This is a genomic window from Arthrobacter sp. zg-Y916 (assembly GCF_020907385.1).
Taxonomy (GTDB): domain Bacteria; phylum Actinomycetota; class Actinomycetes; order Actinomycetales; family Micrococcaceae; genus Arthrobacter_B; species Arthrobacter_B caoxuetaonis.
The window spans coordinates 107468-125306 of record NZ_JAJJOD010000007.1 but is presented as its reverse complement, the minus strand read 5'-3'; the positions used below and the strand labels follow the sequence as shown (position 1 = coordinate 125306).

The following is a 17839-nucleotide window of genomic DNA, read 5'->3' as shown; positions in this document are numbered from 1 at the left end:
AGACGGAACCATGCGCAAACTGACATCACTCGCGGCCGCCGTGTCACTGGCACTTATGGCAGCGCCGGCCACGGCGACAGCAGCCGAACCAGTCACGGAACTGGGCGGCACACTGGCCAACGGAGCAACCTGGGCTGCCGAAGTGCCCCGGAACTGGAACGGAAAGCTGGTGCTCTACAGCCACGGCTTCCGGCCGGGCCCGGACAACCCGGCGTGGGATCAGGGCTTCGACTCCACCGCCCAGGCGCTGACGGACCGCGGGTTCGCGGTGGCGGCGTCGTCCTACGCTACTGCGGGCTGGGCGCTGGGAACCGCGGTGCAGGACCAGCTGGACACGCTGGCTGCGTTCTCGGCCGAAGCGGGCGAACCGGCGCGGACCATCGCGTTCGGAACGTCCATGGGCGGGCTGGTCAGCAGCCTCATCGCCGAAACTCCGCAGAGCGGCGTGGACGGCGCGGTGAGCACCTGCGGGCTACTCGGCGGCGGGATCAACCTCAATAACTACCAGCTCGACGGACTCCATGCCCTTGCCGAACTGCTCCTTCCCGGCCAGGAGGTGCAGCTGACTGGTTTCCGCACGGCAGAAGAAGCCGCGGCCACTACCGGGGTGCTCCTGCAGGCAGTGCAGCAGGCACAAACGACGCCGGACGGACAGGCTCGGCTGGCGCTCGCAGCGGCCCTGATGAACACTCCTACCTGGTTCAGCGGGGATACCCCGCCGGATCCCCGGGACTATGCCGGGCAGCAGGAAGCACAGTACAACTGGCTGCTGCAGACCATCCCGTTCGTGGTCGGTGCGCGCGTATCGATCGTGACGGCGGCCAACGGGGACAGCGGCTGGAACGAGGGCGTGGACTACCGGTCGCTGCTGCAGGAATCCGCGCAGCGCCGGCAGGTGGATGCGCTTTACCGTGCCGCGGGGCTGGACCTGCGGGCGGACCTGCGGACCCTGACGGGTGAGGCGGACATCAAGCCGGACCCCGAGGCGCTGGAATGGGTGGAAGAGACCTCCACTCCGCAGGGCGACCTGCAGATACCGGTGCTGACCATGCACACCCTGGCAGACATCCTGGCGCCGGTGGAATACACCGAGGAGTACGGGGAGACGGTGCGCGAAGCCCGGGCGACGCCGCTGCTGCGGCAGGCGTATATCGAGCGCACCGGGCACTGCACCTTTACGGACGCCGAACGCGTTGCGGCCGTTCTGGCGATGGACGAACGGCTGGACACCGGACGCTGGGCCAACATCGCCGAACCCCGGCAGCTGGACCGCCGGGCCGAATCCCTGAACCTGGGTGAGGCAGACTTCATCAGGTACCAGCCGGCCGAGTTCGTCAACGACCGCAACTGGGATCCCTGCCCGGGCCAGGGACACGGCCACGGGAAGGGCGACGGATATGGGAAGGGGCACGGCCATGGAAAGGGCCACGGCCACGGACACGGCCGCGGCCGGTAGCTGTTAGTCCTGGTCGCCGAGTTCCTGGAACAGGGTCAGCTGCAATCCGGCCGGACCGTTCAGCCGGGAGTTGAGTGATCGCCACGGGGTTTCCCGCGGCTCGGCGACCAGTTCGGCGCCGCCGTCCACCGCCCGTTGGGTGCGGGCGGCGGCGTCGTCCACTTCAAAGGCGACCCGGAGCTTGAGGCTGGGCTGGCCGTCGGCCTCGACCCGGTCGATCATGCGCACCTGTGCAGGATTGGAGAGTTCCAGCGTCGCTCTTCCTGCGTCCAGGATGGTGACGCGGGCATCTCCCTCGCCCTGGTAGGCCTCCTGCTCGGGCAGGCCAAGGACGTCCCGGTAGAACGCCAGGGCGGCATCGTAATCTTCGGCTTCCACGACCAGGCGCAGCTGGCGGACAGGCTGTTGGTTTTCCATGCCTGGGCAAACCGCAGGCAGGGCGCCGCCATTCCCGCCGTCCGGCGTTAAGAGGGACTACCGCACGACGGCGGCAGGTGCCGCTCCGAGGAGAAGGCGCCTGCCGCCGTCGTACTGTCAGTTCCGGGCGTTGCGCTAGATTCCTTCACCAAACTGCGGGCGGGAGGCAAAGGGGATGAGCGGATGCTCCGCCCGGGCGCGGATCTGCTGCACTACCCACGTGTTGCCGTCCGGGTCCGCGAAGGAGAACATAGTGCCGCCGTCGCGCTCGTCCAGAACGGTGATCTCGCTGGCCTCCACGCCGCGGGAGGCCAGCTCTTCCCGGGCGGCGGCGGCGTCGGGAACCACCAGCTGCAGCCCCTTCAGGGAGCCCGGGTCCATCTCCTCCCCGCCGGGAATGCTGCCGATGACGATTGAGCAGCCCGATCCCGGGGGAGTCAGCTGCGCGAAGGCCATGTGCTCGTTGACGGTGTGATGGTCCAGGTCGAACCCCACCTGGTCGCCGTAGAAGGCGATACTGCGGTCCAGGTCGCTGACCGGGACTTTGATGACTTCCAAGGTCCAATCCATGCTTCCTCCAAGGCTTTTGCGTGCTTCAGGCGGTCGCGAATGCCAGCAGCTGCTCCAGCTTGTCGTAGCCCGCGGCCATGCCGGATTCCATCCCCGAGGACACGAAACTATCCCTCGTTTCGAGCGATGGATAGACCGAGTGCCCCACGAGCCTGGACCGGCCGTCGGGAAGGTCCTCGAAACGCAGGAAATCCAGGCTCGCCTGGTCCGGGAAACCCTCGTACTCGAAGGTCTGCAGGATGAACTCCGCCGGACGGATGGAGTGGAAGACGCCGCGGAAGGCGTACTCCTCGGTCCCCTCGGTCTGCACGAACCGGTAGCTGCCTCCCGGGACCGCGTCAAAGACGTCGATCCGGGTGTCCAGCCGGTCCGGGCCGATCCATTCGGCATAGGTGTCCGGGTCTACGTGGGCACCGAAGACCCGGGCAGCGGGGTAATCGAATTCGCGGGTGTAATCGATAAAGGGGGCACTGTCGGGAAGGGTGACTTCCAATGCGTTGGTCATGATGCCTCCTGCGGAGTCTTGGCGCCGGTCCGGCTGGCAAGAAGCTCTTCCAGCCGCTCGTAACCTTGGACGAGGCCGCCTTCCATGCCGGAGGCGGCCATGCCGTCACGTGCTTCCTGGGTGGGGTAGACAGCATGCACGGTGATGCGGGTGCGGCCGTCTCCCAGGTCTTCGAAGGTATTGAATTCCAGGCTGACGACGTCGGGATAGCCGGAGAACTCGAAGGTCTGGATGGCGAACTCGTTCTCCCGGACGGTGTGGAAGATGCCGGTGAAGTCATACGGAATGCCTTCGGGGCCGGTGTGCGTGTATTTGTAGGTGCCGCCGGTGGCGAAGTCGTAATGGTCCATTTCCATCTTCATGCCCCGCGGTCCGAGCCACTGGCTGACCAGGTTCGGATCGGCGTGGGCACGGAAGACATCGGCGACGGGAAAATCGATCTCCCGGGTGTAGTCGATGAAGGGGACACCGTCAGGGACGGAGAGCTGCAGAGCGTTGGTCATGATGGATCCTTTGCCTGCGGGCCGCTGCGTGCGGCCTGGTTCTGGAGCACAGCGTCGAGGCTGCGGAACTGCTCTTCGCGGACCAATCGGTAGCGGTCGATCCACGCCGTGAGTGCCTCCAACCGTGCGGGGTTCAGGTGGACGGGCCGGCGCTGGGCGTCACGCGTGCGCGTGACCAGTTCCGCCTGCTCGAGGACCTGGATGTGCTTCGAGACAGCCTGCTTGCTGATCTCGAAGGGTTCCGCCAGTTCGTTGACCGTGGCAGGGCCCCGGGAAAGCCGGGCAATGATGCGGCGGCGGGCCGGATCGGCGAGGGCCATAAAGGCCCTGTCGAGCTGTGTCTCGCCGCGCGCCTCGTCCATGCTGTGGTCCGTTCCTTGCTGCAAACTGTATTCAATGTTCTGGTTGTTCAACCTTTCGGTTGATTACGAAGCTACGCCGCCTGACAGGAGGGGTCAAGGGGCTTCCTGGAAGAATTCAGGGCTGGCCCAGCCGCGCGTCGCCGAGCGGGACGGAAGATCCGAAGTGGCTCCCTTCAGTGCGTTCCCAGCGGACGCACGGTGCTGGTTCGAGGTGAGCGGAGTAGCGTTTATACGCACTGCGGCTCTTCGCGGACGGAACGGTACGGACCCCAGAACGCGGCTATCGGTGAGGACACAACATGAGTTCCATGGATCACAGTGCAGCTTCGGGACAGCGCCGCCACAAGGAGACCGAGACCGGATTCCACTGGCCCAGCTTCGCCCTGGGCCTGGTGCTGCTGCTGTTCGTCCTGGCCCAGGGGGAAGACAACGGGGCGCCCGGCTACGTTGGCATGGCGGGACTGATCCTGCTCATCACCGGACTGTACTCGGCGGCCACGCGGCGGAAATCCTGGATGCGCCTGACCACGCTGTCGGCCGCATGGATTGTTGCAGCCGGCGGCGCAGTCCTGATGCTTGTGGCTCTGGGGCTGCGGCTCGCGGGGCTGTAATGCCCGGTGCATCAGCCCGGCCTTGGCTACGCTGGGCGGATGCTCAACGACGAACGAATCGACCCGCCCGAAGCAGCTGACGAGCGGGGGACCCTCAACGGTTTCCTGGACTACCTTCGCGCCACCGTTGTCTTCAAGGCCCAAGGCCTGTCCGACGCCGACGCCGCACGCCAGGTCCTGCCCTCCCTGCTGACCGTCTCGGGTCTGCTCCGCCACCTTGCCGACGTCGAACGCTGGTGGTTCCGGGCACAGCTGGATGGCCAGACGGGCATTCCCACGCGCTGGAGCGGCGACGATCCCGACGCGGAATTCCGCGTCACCGAGCAGGACAGCCTCGCCGAAATCATCACCGACTACCAGGCTGCCTGCGACGAGTCCCGTGAGGTTGCCGCGCGCTACGGGCTGGAGGACATGTGCAAAGCGGACCACAGCGCCGGGCACAACCTGCGCTGGGTGCTGGTGCACATGGTCGAGGAAACCGGGCGCCACTGCGGTCACCTGGATATCATCCGCGAACTGCTCGACGGCGTCACGGGGGAGTAGCGGGCCGGTTCCGCGGCTGCCTGCTCCGGGGTGTTGTCAGTGCCGGATCCCCGGTTTGGAAGCGATGTCAGTGCCGGATCCTATGGTTGGCGGCGAAGGAACAAATTGTTCCTTGCCGGCCCACAGGCCGGTCATTCGCATCCTTTGGGGGATCACCATGGAAAACCAGACCTATACTCCTGCGCCGGCACCGCTGCCGGCCGCGCCCGCAGCAAAACCCGGCAAGGGCCTTGCCGTCACCGGCCTGGTCCTGGGCATCGTCGCCCTGGTTCTGTGCTGGGTGCCGATTCTCAACAACGTCTTCCTGTTTGTGGGACTCGCCGGACTCGGCTTTGCCATTGCAGCCCTGGTGATCGCTTCGAAGCGCAAGGCGCCGAAGGGTATGCCCATCGCTGGCCTGATCCTCAGCATCGTGGCCATCATTGGGGTTTTCGCAACCCAGGCCATGTACTCGGCAGCCCTCGACTCCGTGGTGAAGAGCGTTGAAGACAGCGCGGACGGCGTGACCACCTCCTCGGAGGAGGAACAGGAAGAAGCCACCACGGAAGCCCTTGCGGCAGGGGAATCGGCCACGGTCGGCGAATACACCGTGACCGTTTCCGGGGTGAACCTGCAGGCCACTGAGCCGATCATGGCGGTGAACCAGTTCAACAGTGCGCCGACGGGCCAGTATGTGCTGGTGGACCTGTCCGTCGTGTACAACGGCTCTGAAGAAGGCGATCCGTGGATCGATCTCACCACTGAGTTCGCCGGCTCTGACGCCCGCCAGTACTCGACCAGCACCTGCAGCGCCCTCCTCGAACGGCCGAGCCACGACGTCCCCACGCTGACCAACGGCGGTGCGGCGGAGTACCAGGTCTGCTTCGATGTTCCTGCTGAGTCCGTCTCCGGTTCAAAGATCCTGGTGGAGTCCCTGTTCTCGCTCCGGGATGACCGGGTGTACTGGGCAGCTCAGTAGCAGTTTGGATCGGATGCCCCCTGCCGCCCGTCTATGTCAGCGCAACCCGCGTCGAGACGTCACTGCAGGTCAGCGGTAAGGGGCCCCGGCCAGAACGTGATAAACACGAAGCATGGCAACCACAGCATTCAAGCAGAACCCTGTCCGCACCGCCGGTGAGCTTCCCGCCGTCGGCACCCAAGCCCCGGCCGTTGAACTGGTAGGCGCCGATCTTTCAAGCGTCACCCTTTCGGGCTTCGCCGGACGCCGGGTCGTCCTGAACATCTTCCCGAGCGTGGACACTGGCGTCTGCGCCGCGAGCGTCCGCCGCTTCAACGAAATCGCGGCAGGACTGGAGAACACCACGGTCGTATGCGTCTCCAAGGACCTTCCGTTCGCGCTCGGCCGCTTCTGCGGCGCCGAAGGCATCGAGAACGTGGTGGCCGCTTCGGCTTTCCGCAGCAGCTTCGGTGAAGACTTCGGCCTGACCCAGGCAGAGGGACCGCTGGCAGGCCTGCTGGCCCGCGCCGTCGTCGTTATCGATACGGACGGAAGCGTCCTCTACACGCAGCTCGTCCCCGAAATCACCACCGAACCGGATTACGACGCCGCAGTGGCCGCCCTCGGCTAGTTTCACCTTTGTGACGGGCCCGCTTCGCTTTCCTGCGGGGCGGGCCTTTCATTGTGCGGCATACGTAACCAGCGTGCTTAGGATAGTGGCGGGGGCCGGTGAGCGGAACTCATTCCCGCCCCCTTTGTCTCAGTCACATCGTTGGGGGAACGAATGAACAAGGAACATGGGTGGCCCGCGCCCGAGGGCCGGACCGGCGAAGCCGCCGGCCGCGAATCGCCAGAAGACGGACGCCGGCCTGAAGCCGGGGACGGCGCGGATTCCGGGGTCAGCACGGAATCAGGGGACGCCGGACAACTGTCTTCGCTCGAGCCTCAGCCGGCGGAGAACCAGGCATCAGCTGCTGCGGAGGCAGAATCCGCTCCGGCGCCATCCGTTCCGTCTTACGCAGCTGGCCCAGGCTTTGCTCCGCCCGGATACGCCCCTCCGTCCGGATATGCCGCTCCGGCGGGCTACAGTGCGCCGGCAGGAAAAGGCGGTCCCGGCAGTTATGGGCAGGCCCAGTCCGGAAACGGCGGTTACGGCCAAGCTCCGGCCGGATACGCCCCTCCGTCCGGATATGCCGCTCCGGCGGGTTACAGCGCTCCGGCGGGTTACAGCGCGCCGGCCGGGCACGGCGCTCCGTACGGGTACGGCGGATATGCCGGACCCGGTGGATTCGGGCCGGGACAGGGCCCCGGGCCTGGAGGCCCGGCCGGTTACGGAAACGGACCGGGATACGGCAGCCATCAGCGGAAGTCACCGGGCAAAGGACTGGCCATCGCTGCCGTCTGCGTCGCCGGTGTCGGTCTGCTGTTCAGCTGGATCTGGTTCCTGAACTTCATCACCTATCTGGCCGGCGCCGTCGCCCTTGGCATGGGTATTCCAGCCCTGATCAAGGGCATCAAGGCGAAAAACGTCGCGCTGCCGTTGTCCGTTATCGCGTTGTCTTTCGCGGTGGTGGCCATGGTCGCGGCGACCATCATCAACCTCACCGTCCAATATGATTCCCCGGACACCGAGATGAATCCGGGCTATTCCCAGGGCCAGGCGGTCCCCGGACCTGTGCCGGCTGAGACGTCCGAACCGGTGCCCGCCGATGAACAGTCAACTGAACAGGCAACTGAGCGCCAAGAGCAGCCGGGCTTGCCTGACCGGGACTATTCGGCCGATATTTCCGGATCCTTCTACACGGACATCATTGAGCAGCCCGCCGCTTCAGTGGGGGAAGGTGTACAGGTTGGCGACTACACCGTAACGCTCGCTGAAGTGGACCGGGATGCATCCGCCGAAGTGCTGGAACGCGACCCTTCCGCAGGCGAGCCGACCCACGGGTACGTCCTCTTTGAATTCCGCGCGGTATACAACGGGTCCGCTTCCGGTGGCACCGGCCGGCCCGACTTGGATTTCACGCCAAAGTTCATTGGCGCCGATGCCCGGCTCCACAGTGTCCTGAACTGTTCCATGGATCTTGGCGTGAGCTCCTCCGACCGGCCCAGCCTGGCCCCGGGAGAGACCGGAACCTACGAAATCTGCTTCGATCTGCCCGAAGCAGCCCTGGCTGAGGACAGCAGGGTTGGCCTGCGAATGATCCTCGCCGAACGCAACGAGGACGTTTACTGGCGGTTGCCGTAGGCCGGCTGTTGCGGGACCAGCACTGAACAAGAGCCAATTTCAGGGGGAAATGGGTATGCAGAATCAGACTACGGCCGCGCCGCAGGGGGGCTATAACGGGTCTTACCCCGGGCCGGGGCAGACGCTCCCGCCGGCCGGGTCTACGGGCAGGGGGCCGGCGATCGCTGCTGTTTCAGTGGCCGGGTCGGCACTGGTGAGCTGCTGGATACCATTCCTGAATGTTTATGCGTTCATCGCCGGCCCGGTAACCCTCGTGCTGGCGGTAGTTGCACTGGTGAGCGCGAAGAGGAAACCGCTCCTGGCCCGGGTGCTGGCAGTCGTCTCCATCGGGATGGCGGTCCTCGCCGTGGCGCTCGCCTGGTCCGTCAACTCCTGGGCCGTAAAAGCCCTCGACAAGACACCGGGATCTCCTCAGTCCCAGCAGGAAGCTGAGCAACCACGGTCCGCCGAAACCCGCGGACTGTCGGGCGACGCATCCCCTGTGCTTCCCGAAAGGGCCCTGGAACAGATCCTCGCGGAGCCGGTTGTTCCATCCGGTGTGGGGGCACAGTTAGGGGACTTTGAAGTCAGGCTTTCGGAAGTGGACCGTGATGCAACGGACAGGGTCCAGCAGCGCAGCCCGTCTTCCGTGCCGCAGGAGGGCACCTATGTGCTGTTCGAGTTCGAAATGCGGTACAACGGCGGGCTAACGGGCGAACCGGACTTCACTCTGGTGCCCGGATTCGTGAGCACTGACGGCCGCGAGTACTCGGCGGTCGACTGTTCCACAGGCTTGAGCATCGAAGACCCAGACCATCCGGGGCTGCACGGGGAGTACAGCGGCAGCTACGACATCTGTTTTGACCTGCCCCCGGAGGCCCTGGGCGACAAGAGCAGGGTGGTACTGCGGATGCCGGGCGTGGTCGAAGAGCTTTACTGGCAGCCATAAGGCGCTGGGAAGGCTGTGACTAGGAAGTATGCAGGTAGCGGCCTTGACTAGGATAGGGGTCGGCGGTCTCCGGACCGATCGAACTAATTTGATAACGCACGACTTTTTGGGGGGAACGAATGGATAGGGACCAGGGACAGCCCGAGCCCGCGGACCGGGACAACAGCGTCGGCGGTGACGGCTCCGGCACCGAGGCTGGCGCCAGCGACAGCACCGGCGGCACTCGCGACGGCGGCACTCGCGACGACGGGACTGCCGACGGCGGCACGCGCGAGGGCGGCACGGCTGCGGAGGACCTGCGCCCGGAGGCCGGACCGGAAGGGGACCCGGAACGTCCTGCCGCGGAAGAGGCCGAGGAGACGGTATCGGCCTGGTCCGCACCCGGTGGTGTGGAACCTGAATTTGGTGGCGGACCTTCGCTGCCATACCAGGACGGGCAGATTCCTCCGGTGCCCCAGTACAACCCCTATGCCCAGGTTCCGCGTATGCCTGCTGCCGACCAGGGCGGAGCCCCCGGATACCCCGGCCAGCAAGGCCAGCCGGGTTCCTACGCCAACCAAGGCGGCTACCCGGGCTACCCAAGCTATCCCGGCCACCAAAGCCAGCAAGGCCAGCAAGGCCAGCACAGCCAGCAAGGCCAACAGAGTCCCTACGCCAACCAGGCAGGAGCCCCCGGCTACTCGGGCTACCCGGGCCAGCAAGGGCAGCAAGGGCAGCCAGGTTCCTACCCCAACCCGGGCGGAGCCCTCGGATACCCCGGCCAGCCCGGCTACGGCAGCTACGGGCCGCCGCCGGCCACGCCGGGCAAGGGCCTGGCCATCGCGGCATTGGTGCTCGCCATCCTGGCCGTGCTCATTTGCTGGATTCCGTTTCTGAATTTTGTGTCGTTCCCCCTGGCAATCGTCGCGCTCGGCCTGGGAATCCCGGCGCTCATCAAGGGCAACAAGGCCCGCAACGTTGCAAAACCACTCTCCATCGCCGCGCTGACCGTAGCGGCGTTGTCCATCGTTACGGCCATCGTTGTGAACACCGTCGTCGTGGACTCGCTGCGGGACGCAGGTCTCTGGGAAAGCGAAAGCGAGACGGGGACGGAGTCCTTCACTGAGGTCGAGGACTACTCCGAGGAACTCACCGAAGCTGAGAAAGAGGATTACTCCTACCAGTTCACTGACTCGTACATCAGCGATATTGCCGCAGAGCCGGCAAACGCAGCCGGCGAGGAAGTGACCGTGGGTGACTACACTGTCACCCTGGTGGAGCTGGACCGCGACGCAGCGGCCGAGGTCCAGGAACGGGACCCGCAGGCCGGCGCACCGGACTACAACTACGTTCTGGCCCGCTTCACCGCCGTCTACAACGGCACCGGAGACGGACGTCCGTGGCTGGACCTGCCGCCGGAACTCATTGGAACTGACAGCAGGCTCTACACCGTCATGGGGTGCTCCAGTGGCCTCGGCCAGCGGAGCATTGACCAGGAACTGCTCAGCAAGGGGGACACCGTCACGGTGGAAGCCTGCTTCGACGTTCCCGATACCGCCCTGGGCGAGGACAGCCGCCTGGGCATGCGCATGATCCTCGCCGAGCAGGACAACGACTACGTCTACTGGCGCCTGCCGTAACCGAAGCGACGTAAGAATAGTCCTCAGGCTGCTGAAACTCAATGGTGCTGGAGATACTTGAGTGCTTTACGAGGAAGAAGTCGGCTGAGGAAGAACTGGCTGTTTTAAGCTGGAAAAGGCCCGCTCCGTTGGGGCGGAGCGGGCCATCACCAGGGAAGGCGTTCGCGGCTAGCGGTCGAGGTTCGCCTGGATCTCTTCCCACGACGGCTCGGAAGCACCCTGGTTCCACGGCAGGTACGCCAGCGCCTTGCCCATGGCGCAGGTGTTGGACAGGGCAGAGAAAACCAGGCCACCGCTGACACCCCCGGCGAGCACCCGGAACTTCGGCGATGCGATCCGCCCTGCCAGCAGTCCCAGCCCCACGAGGCCTCCGGCGGCGAAACGCACCTGGCGCTCCATATCCCAGACCTGCTTGCCGCGCACCACGGAACCGCCGGCCTTCTCGACGTCGTCCACGCTGCCGGTGAGCACCTGCCCGCCCTGAAGGCCGGCTGCGGCCAGGCGCTCGTGCGCCTGCTTGGCGCGGACACCCGACTGGCACAGGATCACGACTTCGCTGCCCAGCCGGGCGGAGAGCTCAACGGTGTGCGCGGAGAGCATGGGCAACGGAATGTTGTGGGAGCCCGGGAGATGTGCGGACTCAAACTCGGCGGGATTGCGGACGTCGATGACCGTGAGGTTCGGGTTGTCCTCAAGCAGTGCCTTCAGGGTGGGGGCGTCGATGGTCTTGGTGGTCTCTGCGGTGGCAGCGGGGGACATTCGGATCCTTCGGGAGTGGTGGCCGGAGTGAAGCATCCACCCTATGGGCCGAATCTGGGAGAAGGCCGGGGACGTTTCGCCGGATGGCCCCGGGCAGCTATTCCCCGATGGACCAGGGGTCCCTGCGCTGGCTCCTAAGGTCCTACCCGCAGAAGACGCCGGTACAGCGCGCCAACCAGGAGTACGGGGACAGCGAACATGATGACAATCAGGGCAGTGGAAGGCAATTCGAGGAACCGTGCCATGGCCGGGGACGCCGGTGCTGCGTCGCTGTAGACATGGCGCAGGAGCATCAGCGCGGCGTGAAGCAATGCCGGTGTGGTGGCGGCTGCCGCTGCCAAACCGCCCAGGACCCGGGACCTCGGGGAGGGTTCGACGACGGCATCCTGGGTGATCTCGTAGATCACCGGCGCGAGGACCGCGGGGATGAGCAGCCACAGCGAGGCGACGGCCAGCCCGGTCAGGAAGACGCCACGGGCGTACGACGGGGCTGCGGGCTGCGAGGTCATGACAAGGACCAGTCCAGTGACACCGACCAGGGAAATGAGTCCCGCGATGACCGGAGCTATGCGCTTCACGGCGTTCATCCCGCGCGCTTGCTGTGCCAGCCTCTCGGCTACCTCTTCCCAGTGCCGGTCTTCGCTGCCGCTGCTGTAAGCGGCTTCGCCGTCCCTGCCCCACGATGCCATGTCCGGATCCCCCCCCGATCTATCGTTTCGTCAGCAAGAATACCGGCTGGGACGGGTGCGGATTGCGGCGGGAGGGAGATCTCCCTAGCTGGGATCGGCCAGGACGGCGTAGGAAAGAGGCGCGCCCGGTCTGCCGGACGCGCCTCATTCGTCAATCAGTACCGGCTATGGGCAGGGCTTCCAGGTTTTGCCGCCCGGTGCGTAGCAACGCGGTCCGGTGTACCCGTCGGGATTGCTTTGGACCGGCGCCGGATCGACGTATATCGGGGGTTGGGGTTGCGGCGGCGGAGCAACGTACTGCTGTTGTTGCTGGCGCTGGGCCTCGGCCTGGGCTGCTGCGGCGGCGCGCTGCCGTTCAACTTCAGCGGCTTCAGCCGCGAGGCGGTTGGCCTCGGCCTGTTCAGCTTCGGCCACCTTACGGGCCTCTTCTTCGGCAGCGACGCGCTCGGCTTCCGCTTTGGCCTCGGCTTCAAGGCGCTTCGCTTCGTCCTCCGCAGCCTGGCGTTCAGCCTGGACGCCTGACAATTCAGTGTGCCGTTTCTCGACACTCTCGGTGGCCTTTTTGGCGCGGGTCAGGAATGCCGCTCGGTCAGCCTCGGATACGGTCTTCCAGATCAGGGAACTTCCAGTCTTGGCGCCGGCCTCCAGCTCACCCAGGGTCTTTCGAACGACGGCCTGGGACGCAAGAACCGCAGCGGCAGCAGTGGCGGCGGATGCAGCCGATGAACCGGCATCCTCGGCCGCAGCTTCCTGCGCTGCATCCTCAAGCGCCGCAACGGTGCCGGGAACGGTGCATTCAATGTCCTCCGCGAACAGCCCGGCCTGGCGTTCCTCGGCCTGCTTATACGCGGCATCCACCGGAGGACGGAATTTCGAGTTCTTCCCATAGGTGACGGGAATCCCGAAACCCTGGCGGGCCACCTCTGCGTTGATGAGGCGGTCCTTGGAGTCATAGACCGCGGCCAGGGTCCGCCCGTAGCGGTCATGGCGCTCGACGTCGAACGCGAGCGTGACTTTGCTGCCGGCAGGGAGCACGTCTGCCAGGAAATCCGTGGCTTCCGGGCCCAGGCACTCCACCGGTTTGTTTGGGTCCTTTGTCTCCGGAGTGTCCACGTTCAGGAGACGAACGGTGATGTCTTCATTCTGAAAGTCGACGACGAGGGTGTCTCCGTCGATGATCCGGACGACCCGGGCCTTGTCAGCGTTCGCGGCGTTGGCGAAGACCACTGAGGTGGCCGTAACGGCTACGGCGGCTACGGCGGCAATGACAGCTTTCTTGGTGAGGATCACTCTGATGCCCCCGACACGGCTGCGGCGAAAGCGGGACGGGAACGCATGGGTGCGTCCGTGGGTGCCGAGCAGGTAACTCCGCTGATGGTGCAGTACAAAATGTCCCCTATGTATTTGAAATGACAGAGGATACTGTCGGCTCTCCCCAAGGTTCGGTAAGCAGGCTTATCGAACCCATGGGTCACCGCGCATTGCGTTTGGATAACGTTCCGGGAACCCCTTGCCGGAGGGGCATCCGCGGGCATATGTTGTGCTGGCCTACAAATTGTCGGTAGGGGTACCGGCAGGGCGCTACAGCGTTGTATCCGCTCGATCCAGCCGTCCGGGTCACAAGGATGTTTCCCGTAGTCTCGCCGCGCAGTGCCCTTGCCGGCGGCAGGATCCTTTTCGAAGGTTCGACCATGAGCAAAAGAAAGAATGTTTCGGCCCTCTTCCTGGCGTTCGGACTGGCAGCAGGTATGGCGGCCTGCGCCCCGGCCGGCACCACCAACAGCGACAGCGAGGGCGGCGACGGCGTCGACTGCAATGTCGGCATCTCCATGCCCACCCGCAGCCTGGAACGCTGGATCAACGACGGCGAAGGGCTGAAGGAGAACCTTGAAGCCCGCGACTGCACCGTTGACCTGCAGTACGCAGATGACAAGACCGACCAGCAGATCAGCCAGATCCAGAACCAGGTGGCCGGCGGCGCGAAGATCCTGGTGGTCGCAGCGATCGACGGCGAAACCCTCGGCCCGGTCCTGGAGGACGCCAAGAACCAGGACGTCACCGTGATCGCCTACGACCGGCTGATCAACGGCACCGACGCAGTGGACTACTACGCCACGTTCGACAACTACCAGGTGGGCCAGCTCCAGGGCGAGTTCATCGAGGAGCAGCTGGGCCTGGCCGACGGCGAAGGCCCCTACAACCTCGAACCGTTCGCCGGCAGCCCGGATGACAACAACGCCAAGTTCTTCTTCTCCGGCGCGTGGGATGTCCTGCTGCCCTACGTGGAGAGCGGGCAGCTGGTGGTTCCGTCCGGCAAGTCCCCGGCCTCGAACGACGACTGGACGTCCATCGGCATCCTCGGCTGGGGCTCGGCGGATGCGCAGGCGGAAATGGACAACCGGCTGCAGTCCTTCTACACCGGCGGTGACAAGGTCGACGTCGTGCTTTCGCCCAATGACAGCCTGGCGCTCGGCATCGAACAGTCGCTTTCCAGCGCAGGGTACGCCCCGGGCACCGACTGGCCGGTGATCACCGGGCAGGACGGCGACGTCGCGAACATCAAAGCCATCCTGGCCGACCAGCAGTCCATGACTGTCTGGAAGGACACCCGGGAACTGGGCGCCCAGGTGGACACCATGATCGAGCAGATCGTCAACGGGGAAGAGGTGGAGGTCACTGACACCGAGACCTACGACAACGGGGTGAAGGTGGTCCCCACCTACATCCTTGAGCCGCAGGTCGTGGTCAAGGACGATGTCCAGCCGATGCTGGTGGACTCCGGTTTCGTGGAGGCCGCCGACATCGGGCTGTAGCGGTCCCCGGCTGTAGCGGTACCGGTTTGCGGGGCACGGCGGCGGCTGCCGCCGTCGTGCCCCACCTTCCCACTTCAGTGAGGCGAGAGATGATCGACGACGACGTCGTCCTGCACATGGACGGCATTGTGAAGGAGTTCAACGGCATCAAGGCCCTGGACGGGGTGTCGGTGTCCGTCCGGCGCGGCGAGGTGCACGGCATCTGCGGCGAGAACGGCGCTGGCAAGTCCACGCTGATGAAAGTGCTCAGCGGCGTCTACCCGCACGGCAGTTTCGAGGGAACCATCTCGCTGGAGGGCAGGCCGGTCAGCTACGGCTCGATCAATGACAGCGAGCGGGACGGGATCGTGATCATCCACCAGGAGCTGGCGCTCAGCCCGTTCCTGTCCATCGCGGAGAACATCTTCCTGGGCAACGAGGTGCAGCGCGGCGGGGTGATCGACTGGAACCAGACCAACCTGCAGGCCGCTGCCCTGCTGAAGCGGGTGGGGCTGGAGGAGAACCCGGCCACCAAGATCCTGGAGCTCGGCGTCGGCAAGCAGCAGCTGGTGGAAATCGCCAAGGCGCTGTCCAAGGAAGTGAAGATCCTGATCCTGGACGAGCCGACGGCGGCACTGAACGACGGCGATTCGGCGCACCTTCTGGGGCTCATTGACCAGCTGCGCGACGGCGGCATCACCTCGATCGTCATTTCCCACAAACTCAACGAAATCCGGGCGATCGCGGACACAGTGACGGTGATCCGGGACGGAAAAACCATTGAGTCCTTTCCGGTGGAAAACACTCCGGAAATCGAAACCCGGATTATCCGGGACATGGTGGGCCGGCCGCTGGACAGCCAGTTCCCGGACCGGGAACCGCAGATCGGCGAGGAGAAATTCAGGGTGGAGGACTGGACGGTGCACCACCCGATCGACGTGGACCGCGTGGTGGTTTCCAACGCGTCCTTCAACGTCCGGGCGGGGGAAATCGTCGGCTTCGCGGGGCTGATGGGGGCCGGACGCACCGAACTGGCGATGAGTATCTTCGGCCGGTCCTGGGGCACCGGGATTTCCGGCCGGGTGTACAAAGACGGCGTGGAAATCCAGACCCGGTCGGTGGGGGAGGCCATCAGGCACGGACTGGCCTACGTGAGCGAGGACCGCAAGCGGTACGGACTGAACCTGATCGGCTCGGTGGTGGTCAACGTGTCCGCCGCCGCGCTGGGGAAGCTGGCCCGGCTGGGCGTGATCGACAAGCACCGCGAATATGCCGTGGCGGATGACTACCGGCAGAAGATGAACATCCGCACCCCGTCCGTCGCCTCCCTGGTGGCCAACCTCTCCGGCGGAAACCAGCAGAAGGTGGTGCTGAGCAAATGGATTTACTCCGGCCCGGAGGTACTGATCCTGGACGAACCAACCCGGGGGATCGACGTCGGCGCCAAGTTTGAGATTTACGGAATCATCAACGAAATGGCGGCGCAGGGCAAAGCCGTGCTGGTCATTTCCAGTGAGCTCCCCGAGCTGATCGGGCTCTGCGACCGCATTTACACCATCGCCGAAGGCAGGCTCACCGCGGAGGTTCCGCGGGCCGACGCCACGCAGGAGGAACTGATGCGGCACATGACGGTCGTCCGTAAGAAATCCGCCCGTAATGAAGGAGCACAAGGGACGTGACCACCACTACTTCCGAACAGGCGAAGACCCCGGCCCCGCCGCCCGCGGGCGGCAACGGCCGGAAACGCAGGCGGGTCGACCTGAGCCAGTACGGCATCCTCGCCGCGCTGGTGGTGATCGTCCTGCTGTTCCAGGCCCTCACCGGCGGGCGGCTGCTGTATCCGGGCAACGTCAGCAACCTCATCCAGCAGAACGCCTACGTGCTGATCCTGGCGATCGGCATGGTCATGGTGATCATTGCCGGGCACATCGACCTCTCCGTGGGGTCGGTGGTCGCCACCGTGGGAGCCATCGCCGCCCTGGCGATGAACAACTGGGGCATGCCCTGGTGGGCGGCCGTGATCATCTCCCTGGTGGTGGGCGCACTGATCGGGGCGTGGCAGGGATTCTGGGTGGCGTTCGTGGGGATACCCGCGTTCATCGTCACGCTGGCCGGCATGCTGGTGTTCCGCGGCGTCGCATTGATCCTGCTCACCGGCGGCACCATCAGCGGCCTGCCCCGGCCGTTCATCGCCATCGGCAACGGAACCCTTCCGGCGACCGGGGTGCCGGACCTGCTCACGCTGGGCATCGGCGTCGTCGCCTCCGTGGCACTGGTGGTTCAGCAGCTCAAGTCCCGCTCCGACCTGAAGAAGCTGGACCTGCCGCGGGAGCGCACGGCGTCGTTCGTGTTCAAGAACGCTGTGGCCGTCGCCGCCATCATGTACCTCTGCTACCTGCTGGCCTACAACCGCGGCACCCCGATCATCCTGATCATCCTGGCTGCGCTGATCCTCGCGTACTCCTTCCTGCTGAACCGGACCGTGTTTGGCCGGCATATCTACGCCATGGGCGGGAACCTGAACGCAGCCATGATGTCCGGGGTGAAGACCCGCTGGGTGAACTTTATGGTGTTCGTGAACATGGGCTTCCTGGCCGGACTGGCCGCCGTGGTGAGCACGGCGCGTGCCGGCAGTGCCGTGGCCTCGGCCGGCGGCGGATTTGAGCTGGACGCCATTGCCGCCGTGTTTATTGGCGGTGCGTCGGTGCAGGGCGGTGTGGGCACGGTGGTGGGGGCCGTGATCGGTGGCCTGGTGATGGGCGTGCTGAACCAGGGCCTGTCCATCCTGTCCGTGGACGCCGCCTGGCAGCAGGTGATCAAGGGCCTGGTGCTGCTGCTGGCTGTGGCGGTCGGGTTCGCCCGGCGGGGCAGGGGTGCCCGGTAGGCGTGCTCGAGTAGGCTCG

Annotated in this window: 19 protein-coding genes; 11 read left to right on the top strand and 8 right to left on the bottom strand. The window is 65.4% G+C overall.

The window, feature by feature from the left end:
* Window positions 1-10 precede the first annotated feature (10 nt).
* The gene (locus LOC59_RS12560; RefSeq protein ID WP_229972327.1) at window positions 11-1456 is read left to right on the top strand and encodes an alpha/beta hydrolase family protein; all 1446 of its coding nucleotides are present in this window, start codon (window positions 11-13) and stop codon (window positions 1454-1456) included.
* 3 nt (window positions 1457-1459) lie between these two features.
* Here LOC59_RS12560 and LOC59_RS12555 read toward each other — a convergent pair whose 3' ends face one another.
* The 5 genes from LOC59_RS12555 to LOC59_RS12535 form a co-directional block, all read right to left on the bottom strand.
* On the bottom strand, window positions 1460-1873 hold the full coding sequence (locus LOC59_RS12555) for a VOC family protein (RefSeq protein ID WP_227895458.1): 414 nt from the start codon (window positions 1871-1873) through the stop codon (window positions 1460-1462).
* Window positions 1874-2008: 135 nt separating this feature from the next.
* Window positions 2009-2443, bottom strand: a complete 435-nt coding sequence (locus LOC59_RS12550) for a VOC family protein (protein ID WP_227895457.1) — start codon at window positions 2441-2443, stop codon at window positions 2009-2011.
* Window positions 2444-2468: 25 nt separating this feature from the next.
* On the bottom strand, window positions 2469-2948 hold the full coding sequence (locus LOC59_RS12545) for an SRPBCC family protein (protein ID WP_227916211.1): 480 nt from the start codon (window positions 2946-2948) through the stop codon (window positions 2469-2471).
* A complete protein-coding gene (locus LOC59_RS12540; protein WP_227916212.1) occupies window positions 2945-3451 on the bottom strand; it encodes an SRPBCC family protein in 507 nt (168 codons plus the stop codon). The genes LOC59_RS12545 and LOC59_RS12540 overlap by 4 nt, the downstream gene beginning before the upstream one ends.
* Window positions 3448-3813 (bottom strand): ArsR/SmtB family transcription factor, encoded by a 366-nt coding sequence (locus LOC59_RS12535; RefSeq protein ID WP_227895454.1) that lies wholly within the window; start codon window positions 3811-3813, stop codon window positions 3448-3450. The genes LOC59_RS12540 and LOC59_RS12535 overlap by 4 nt, the downstream gene beginning before the upstream one ends.
* 299 nt (window positions 3814-4112) lie before the next feature.
* Here LOC59_RS12535 and LOC59_RS12530 point away from each other — a divergent pair, with 299 nt between their 5' ends.
* The 7 genes from LOC59_RS12530 (at window position 4113) to LOC59_RS12500 (ending at window position 10696) form a co-directional block, all read left to right on the top strand.
* The gene (locus LOC59_RS12530; RefSeq protein WP_227916213.1) at window positions 4113-4424 is read left to right on the top strand and encodes a hypothetical protein; all 312 of its coding nucleotides are present in this window, start codon (window positions 4113-4115) and stop codon (window positions 4422-4424) included.
* 39 nt (window positions 4425-4463) lie between these two features.
* Window positions 4464-4967 carry a DinB family protein gene (locus LOC59_RS12525; protein WP_227895452.1) on the top strand — a complete coding sequence of 168 codons (504 nt, stop codon included), beginning with the start codon at window positions 4464-4466 and terminating at the stop codon, window positions 4965-4967.
* 157 nt (window positions 4968-5124) lie between these two features.
* The gene (locus tag LOC59_RS12520) at window positions 5125-5925 is read left to right on the top strand and encodes a DUF4190 domain-containing protein (protein WP_229972325.1); all 801 of its coding nucleotides are present in this window, start codon (window positions 5125-5127) and stop codon (window positions 5923-5925) included.
* Window positions 5926-6037: 112 nt separating this feature from the next.
* Window positions 6038-6535 (top strand): thiol peroxidase, encoded by a 498-nt coding sequence (gene tpx, locus LOC59_RS12515; RefSeq protein ID WP_229972323.1) that lies wholly within the window; start codon window positions 6038-6040, stop codon window positions 6533-6535.
* Between the two features lie 153 nt (window positions 6536-6688).
* Entirely contained in the window at window positions 6689-8149 is a 1461-nt protein-coding gene (locus LOC59_RS16680) for a hypothetical protein (protein ID WP_269440074.1), read from the top strand.
* A 175-nt stretch (window positions 8150-8324) separates the two neighbouring features.
* Window positions 8325-9077, top strand: a complete 753-nt coding sequence (locus LOC59_RS12505) for a DUF4190 domain-containing protein (RefSeq protein WP_229972321.1) — start codon at window positions 8325-8327, stop codon at window positions 9075-9077.
* Between the two features lie 119 nt (window positions 9078-9196).
* Window positions 9197-10696: a DUF4190 domain-containing protein gene (locus LOC59_RS12500; protein WP_229972319.1), complete on the top strand. Its 1500-nt coding sequence runs from the start codon at window positions 9197-9199 to the stop codon at window positions 10694-10696.
* A 168-nt stretch (window positions 10697-10864) separates the two neighbouring features.
* On the opposite strand, the gene LOC59_RS12495 is transcribed toward LOC59_RS12500, so the two are convergent.
* The 3 genes from LOC59_RS12495 to LOC59_RS12485 all read right to left on the bottom strand — a co-directional run bounded on the left by LOC59_RS12495 (window position 10865) and on the right by LOC59_RS12485 (window position 13434).
* Window positions 10865-11455: a rhodanese-like domain-containing protein gene (locus tag LOC59_RS12495; protein ID WP_229972317.1), complete on the bottom strand. Its 591-nt coding sequence runs from the start codon at window positions 11453-11455 to the stop codon at window positions 10865-10867.
* Between the two features lie 134 nt (window positions 11456-11589).
* Window positions 11590-12144, bottom strand: coding sequence for a hypothetical protein (locus tag LOC59_RS12490; RefSeq protein WP_229972315.1), 555 nt, complete (start codon window positions 12142-12144; stop codon window positions 11590-11592).
* 165 nt (window positions 12145-12309) lie between these two features.
* Window positions 12310-13434, bottom strand: a complete 1125-nt coding sequence (locus tag LOC59_RS12485) for a thermonuclease family protein (RefSeq protein ID WP_229972313.1) — start codon at window positions 13432-13434, stop codon at window positions 12310-12312.
* A 401-nt stretch (window positions 13435-13835) separates the two neighbouring features.
* Between LOC59_RS12485 and chvE the strand changes: the two genes are divergently transcribed.
* The 3 genes from chvE to mmsB all read left to right on the top strand — a co-directional run bounded on the left by chvE (window position 13836) and on the right by mmsB (window position 17820).
* Window positions 13836-14957 (top strand): multiple monosaccharide ABC transporter substrate-binding protein, encoded by a 1122-nt coding sequence (gene chvE, locus LOC59_RS12480; RefSeq protein WP_227895445.1) that lies wholly within the window; start codon window positions 13836-13838, stop codon window positions 14955-14957.
* 89 nt (window positions 14958-15046) lie between these two features.
* Window positions 15047-16615: a multiple monosaccharide ABC transporter ATP-binding protein gene (gene mmsA, locus LOC59_RS12475; protein ID WP_229972311.1), complete on the top strand. Its 1569-nt coding sequence runs from the start codon at window positions 15047-15049 to the stop codon at window positions 16613-16615.
* Window positions 16612-17820 (top strand): multiple monosaccharide ABC transporter permease, encoded by a 1209-nt coding sequence (mmsB, locus tag LOC59_RS12470; RefSeq protein ID WP_442860590.1) that lies wholly within the window; start codon window positions 16612-16614, stop codon window positions 17818-17820. The genes mmsA and mmsB overlap by 4 nt, the downstream gene beginning before the upstream one ends.
* Window positions 17821-17839: the final 19 nt, after the last annotated feature.

Bases quoted from the DNA above. Each gene is read 5' to 3' on its own strand.
- LOC59_RS12560 (WP_229972327.1), top strand. From the start codon at position 11: ATGCGCAAACTGACATCACTCGCGGCCGCCGTGTCACTGGCACTTATG.
- LOC59_RS12555 (WP_227895458.1), bottom strand. From the start codon at position 1,873: ATGGAAAACCAACAGCCTGTCCGCCAGCTGCGCCTGGTCGTGGAAGCC.
- LOC59_RS12550 (WP_227895457.1), bottom strand. From the start codon at position 2,443: ATGGATTGGACCTTGGAAGTCATCAAAGTCCCGGTCAGCGACCTGGAC.
- LOC59_RS12545 (WP_227916211.1), bottom strand. From the start codon at position 2,948: ATGACCAACGCATTGGAAGTCACCCTTCCCGACAGTGCCCCCTTTATC.
- LOC59_RS12540 (WP_227916212.1), bottom strand. From the start codon at position 3,451: ATGACCAACGCTCTGCAGCTCTCCGTCCCTGACGGTGTCCCCTTCATC.
- LOC59_RS12535 (WP_227895454.1), bottom strand. From the start codon at position 3,813: ATGGACGAGGCGCGCGGCGAGACACAGCTCGACAGGGCCTTTATGGCC.
- LOC59_RS12530 (WP_227916213.1), top strand. From the start codon at position 4,113: ATGAGTTCCATGGATCACAGTGCAGCTTCGGGACAGCGCCGCCACAAG.
- LOC59_RS12525 (WP_227895452.1), top strand. From the start codon at position 4,464: ATGCTCAACGACGAACGAATCGACCCGCCCGAAGCAGCTGACGAGCGG.
- LOC59_RS12520 (WP_229972325.1), top strand. From the start codon at position 5,125: ATGGAAAACCAGACCTATACTCCTGCGCCGGCACCGCTGCCGGCCGCG.
- tpx (WP_229972323.1), top strand. From the start codon at position 6,038: ATGGCAACCACAGCATTCAAGCAGAACCCTGTCCGCACCGCCGGTGAG.
- LOC59_RS16680 (WP_269440074.1), top strand. From the start codon at position 6,689: ATGAACAAGGAACATGGGTGGCCCGCGCCCGAGGGCCGGACCGGCGAA.
- LOC59_RS12500 (WP_229972319.1), top strand. From the start codon at position 9,197: ATGGATAGGGACCAGGGACAGCCCGAGCCCGCGGACCGGGACAACAGC.
- LOC59_RS12495 (WP_229972317.1), bottom strand. From the start codon at position 11,455: ATGTCCCCCGCTGCCACCGCAGAGACCACCAAGACCATCGACGCCCCC.
- LOC59_RS12490 (WP_229972315.1), bottom strand. From the start codon at position 12,144: ATGGCATCGTGGGGCAGGGACGGCGAAGCCGCTTACAGCAGCGGCAGC.
- chvE (WP_227895445.1), top strand. From the start codon at position 13,836: ATGAGCAAAAGAAAGAATGTTTCGGCCCTCTTCCTGGCGTTCGGACTG.
- mmsA (WP_229972311.1), top strand. From the start codon at position 15,047: ATGATCGACGACGACGTCGTCCTGCACATGGACGGCATTGTGAAGGAG.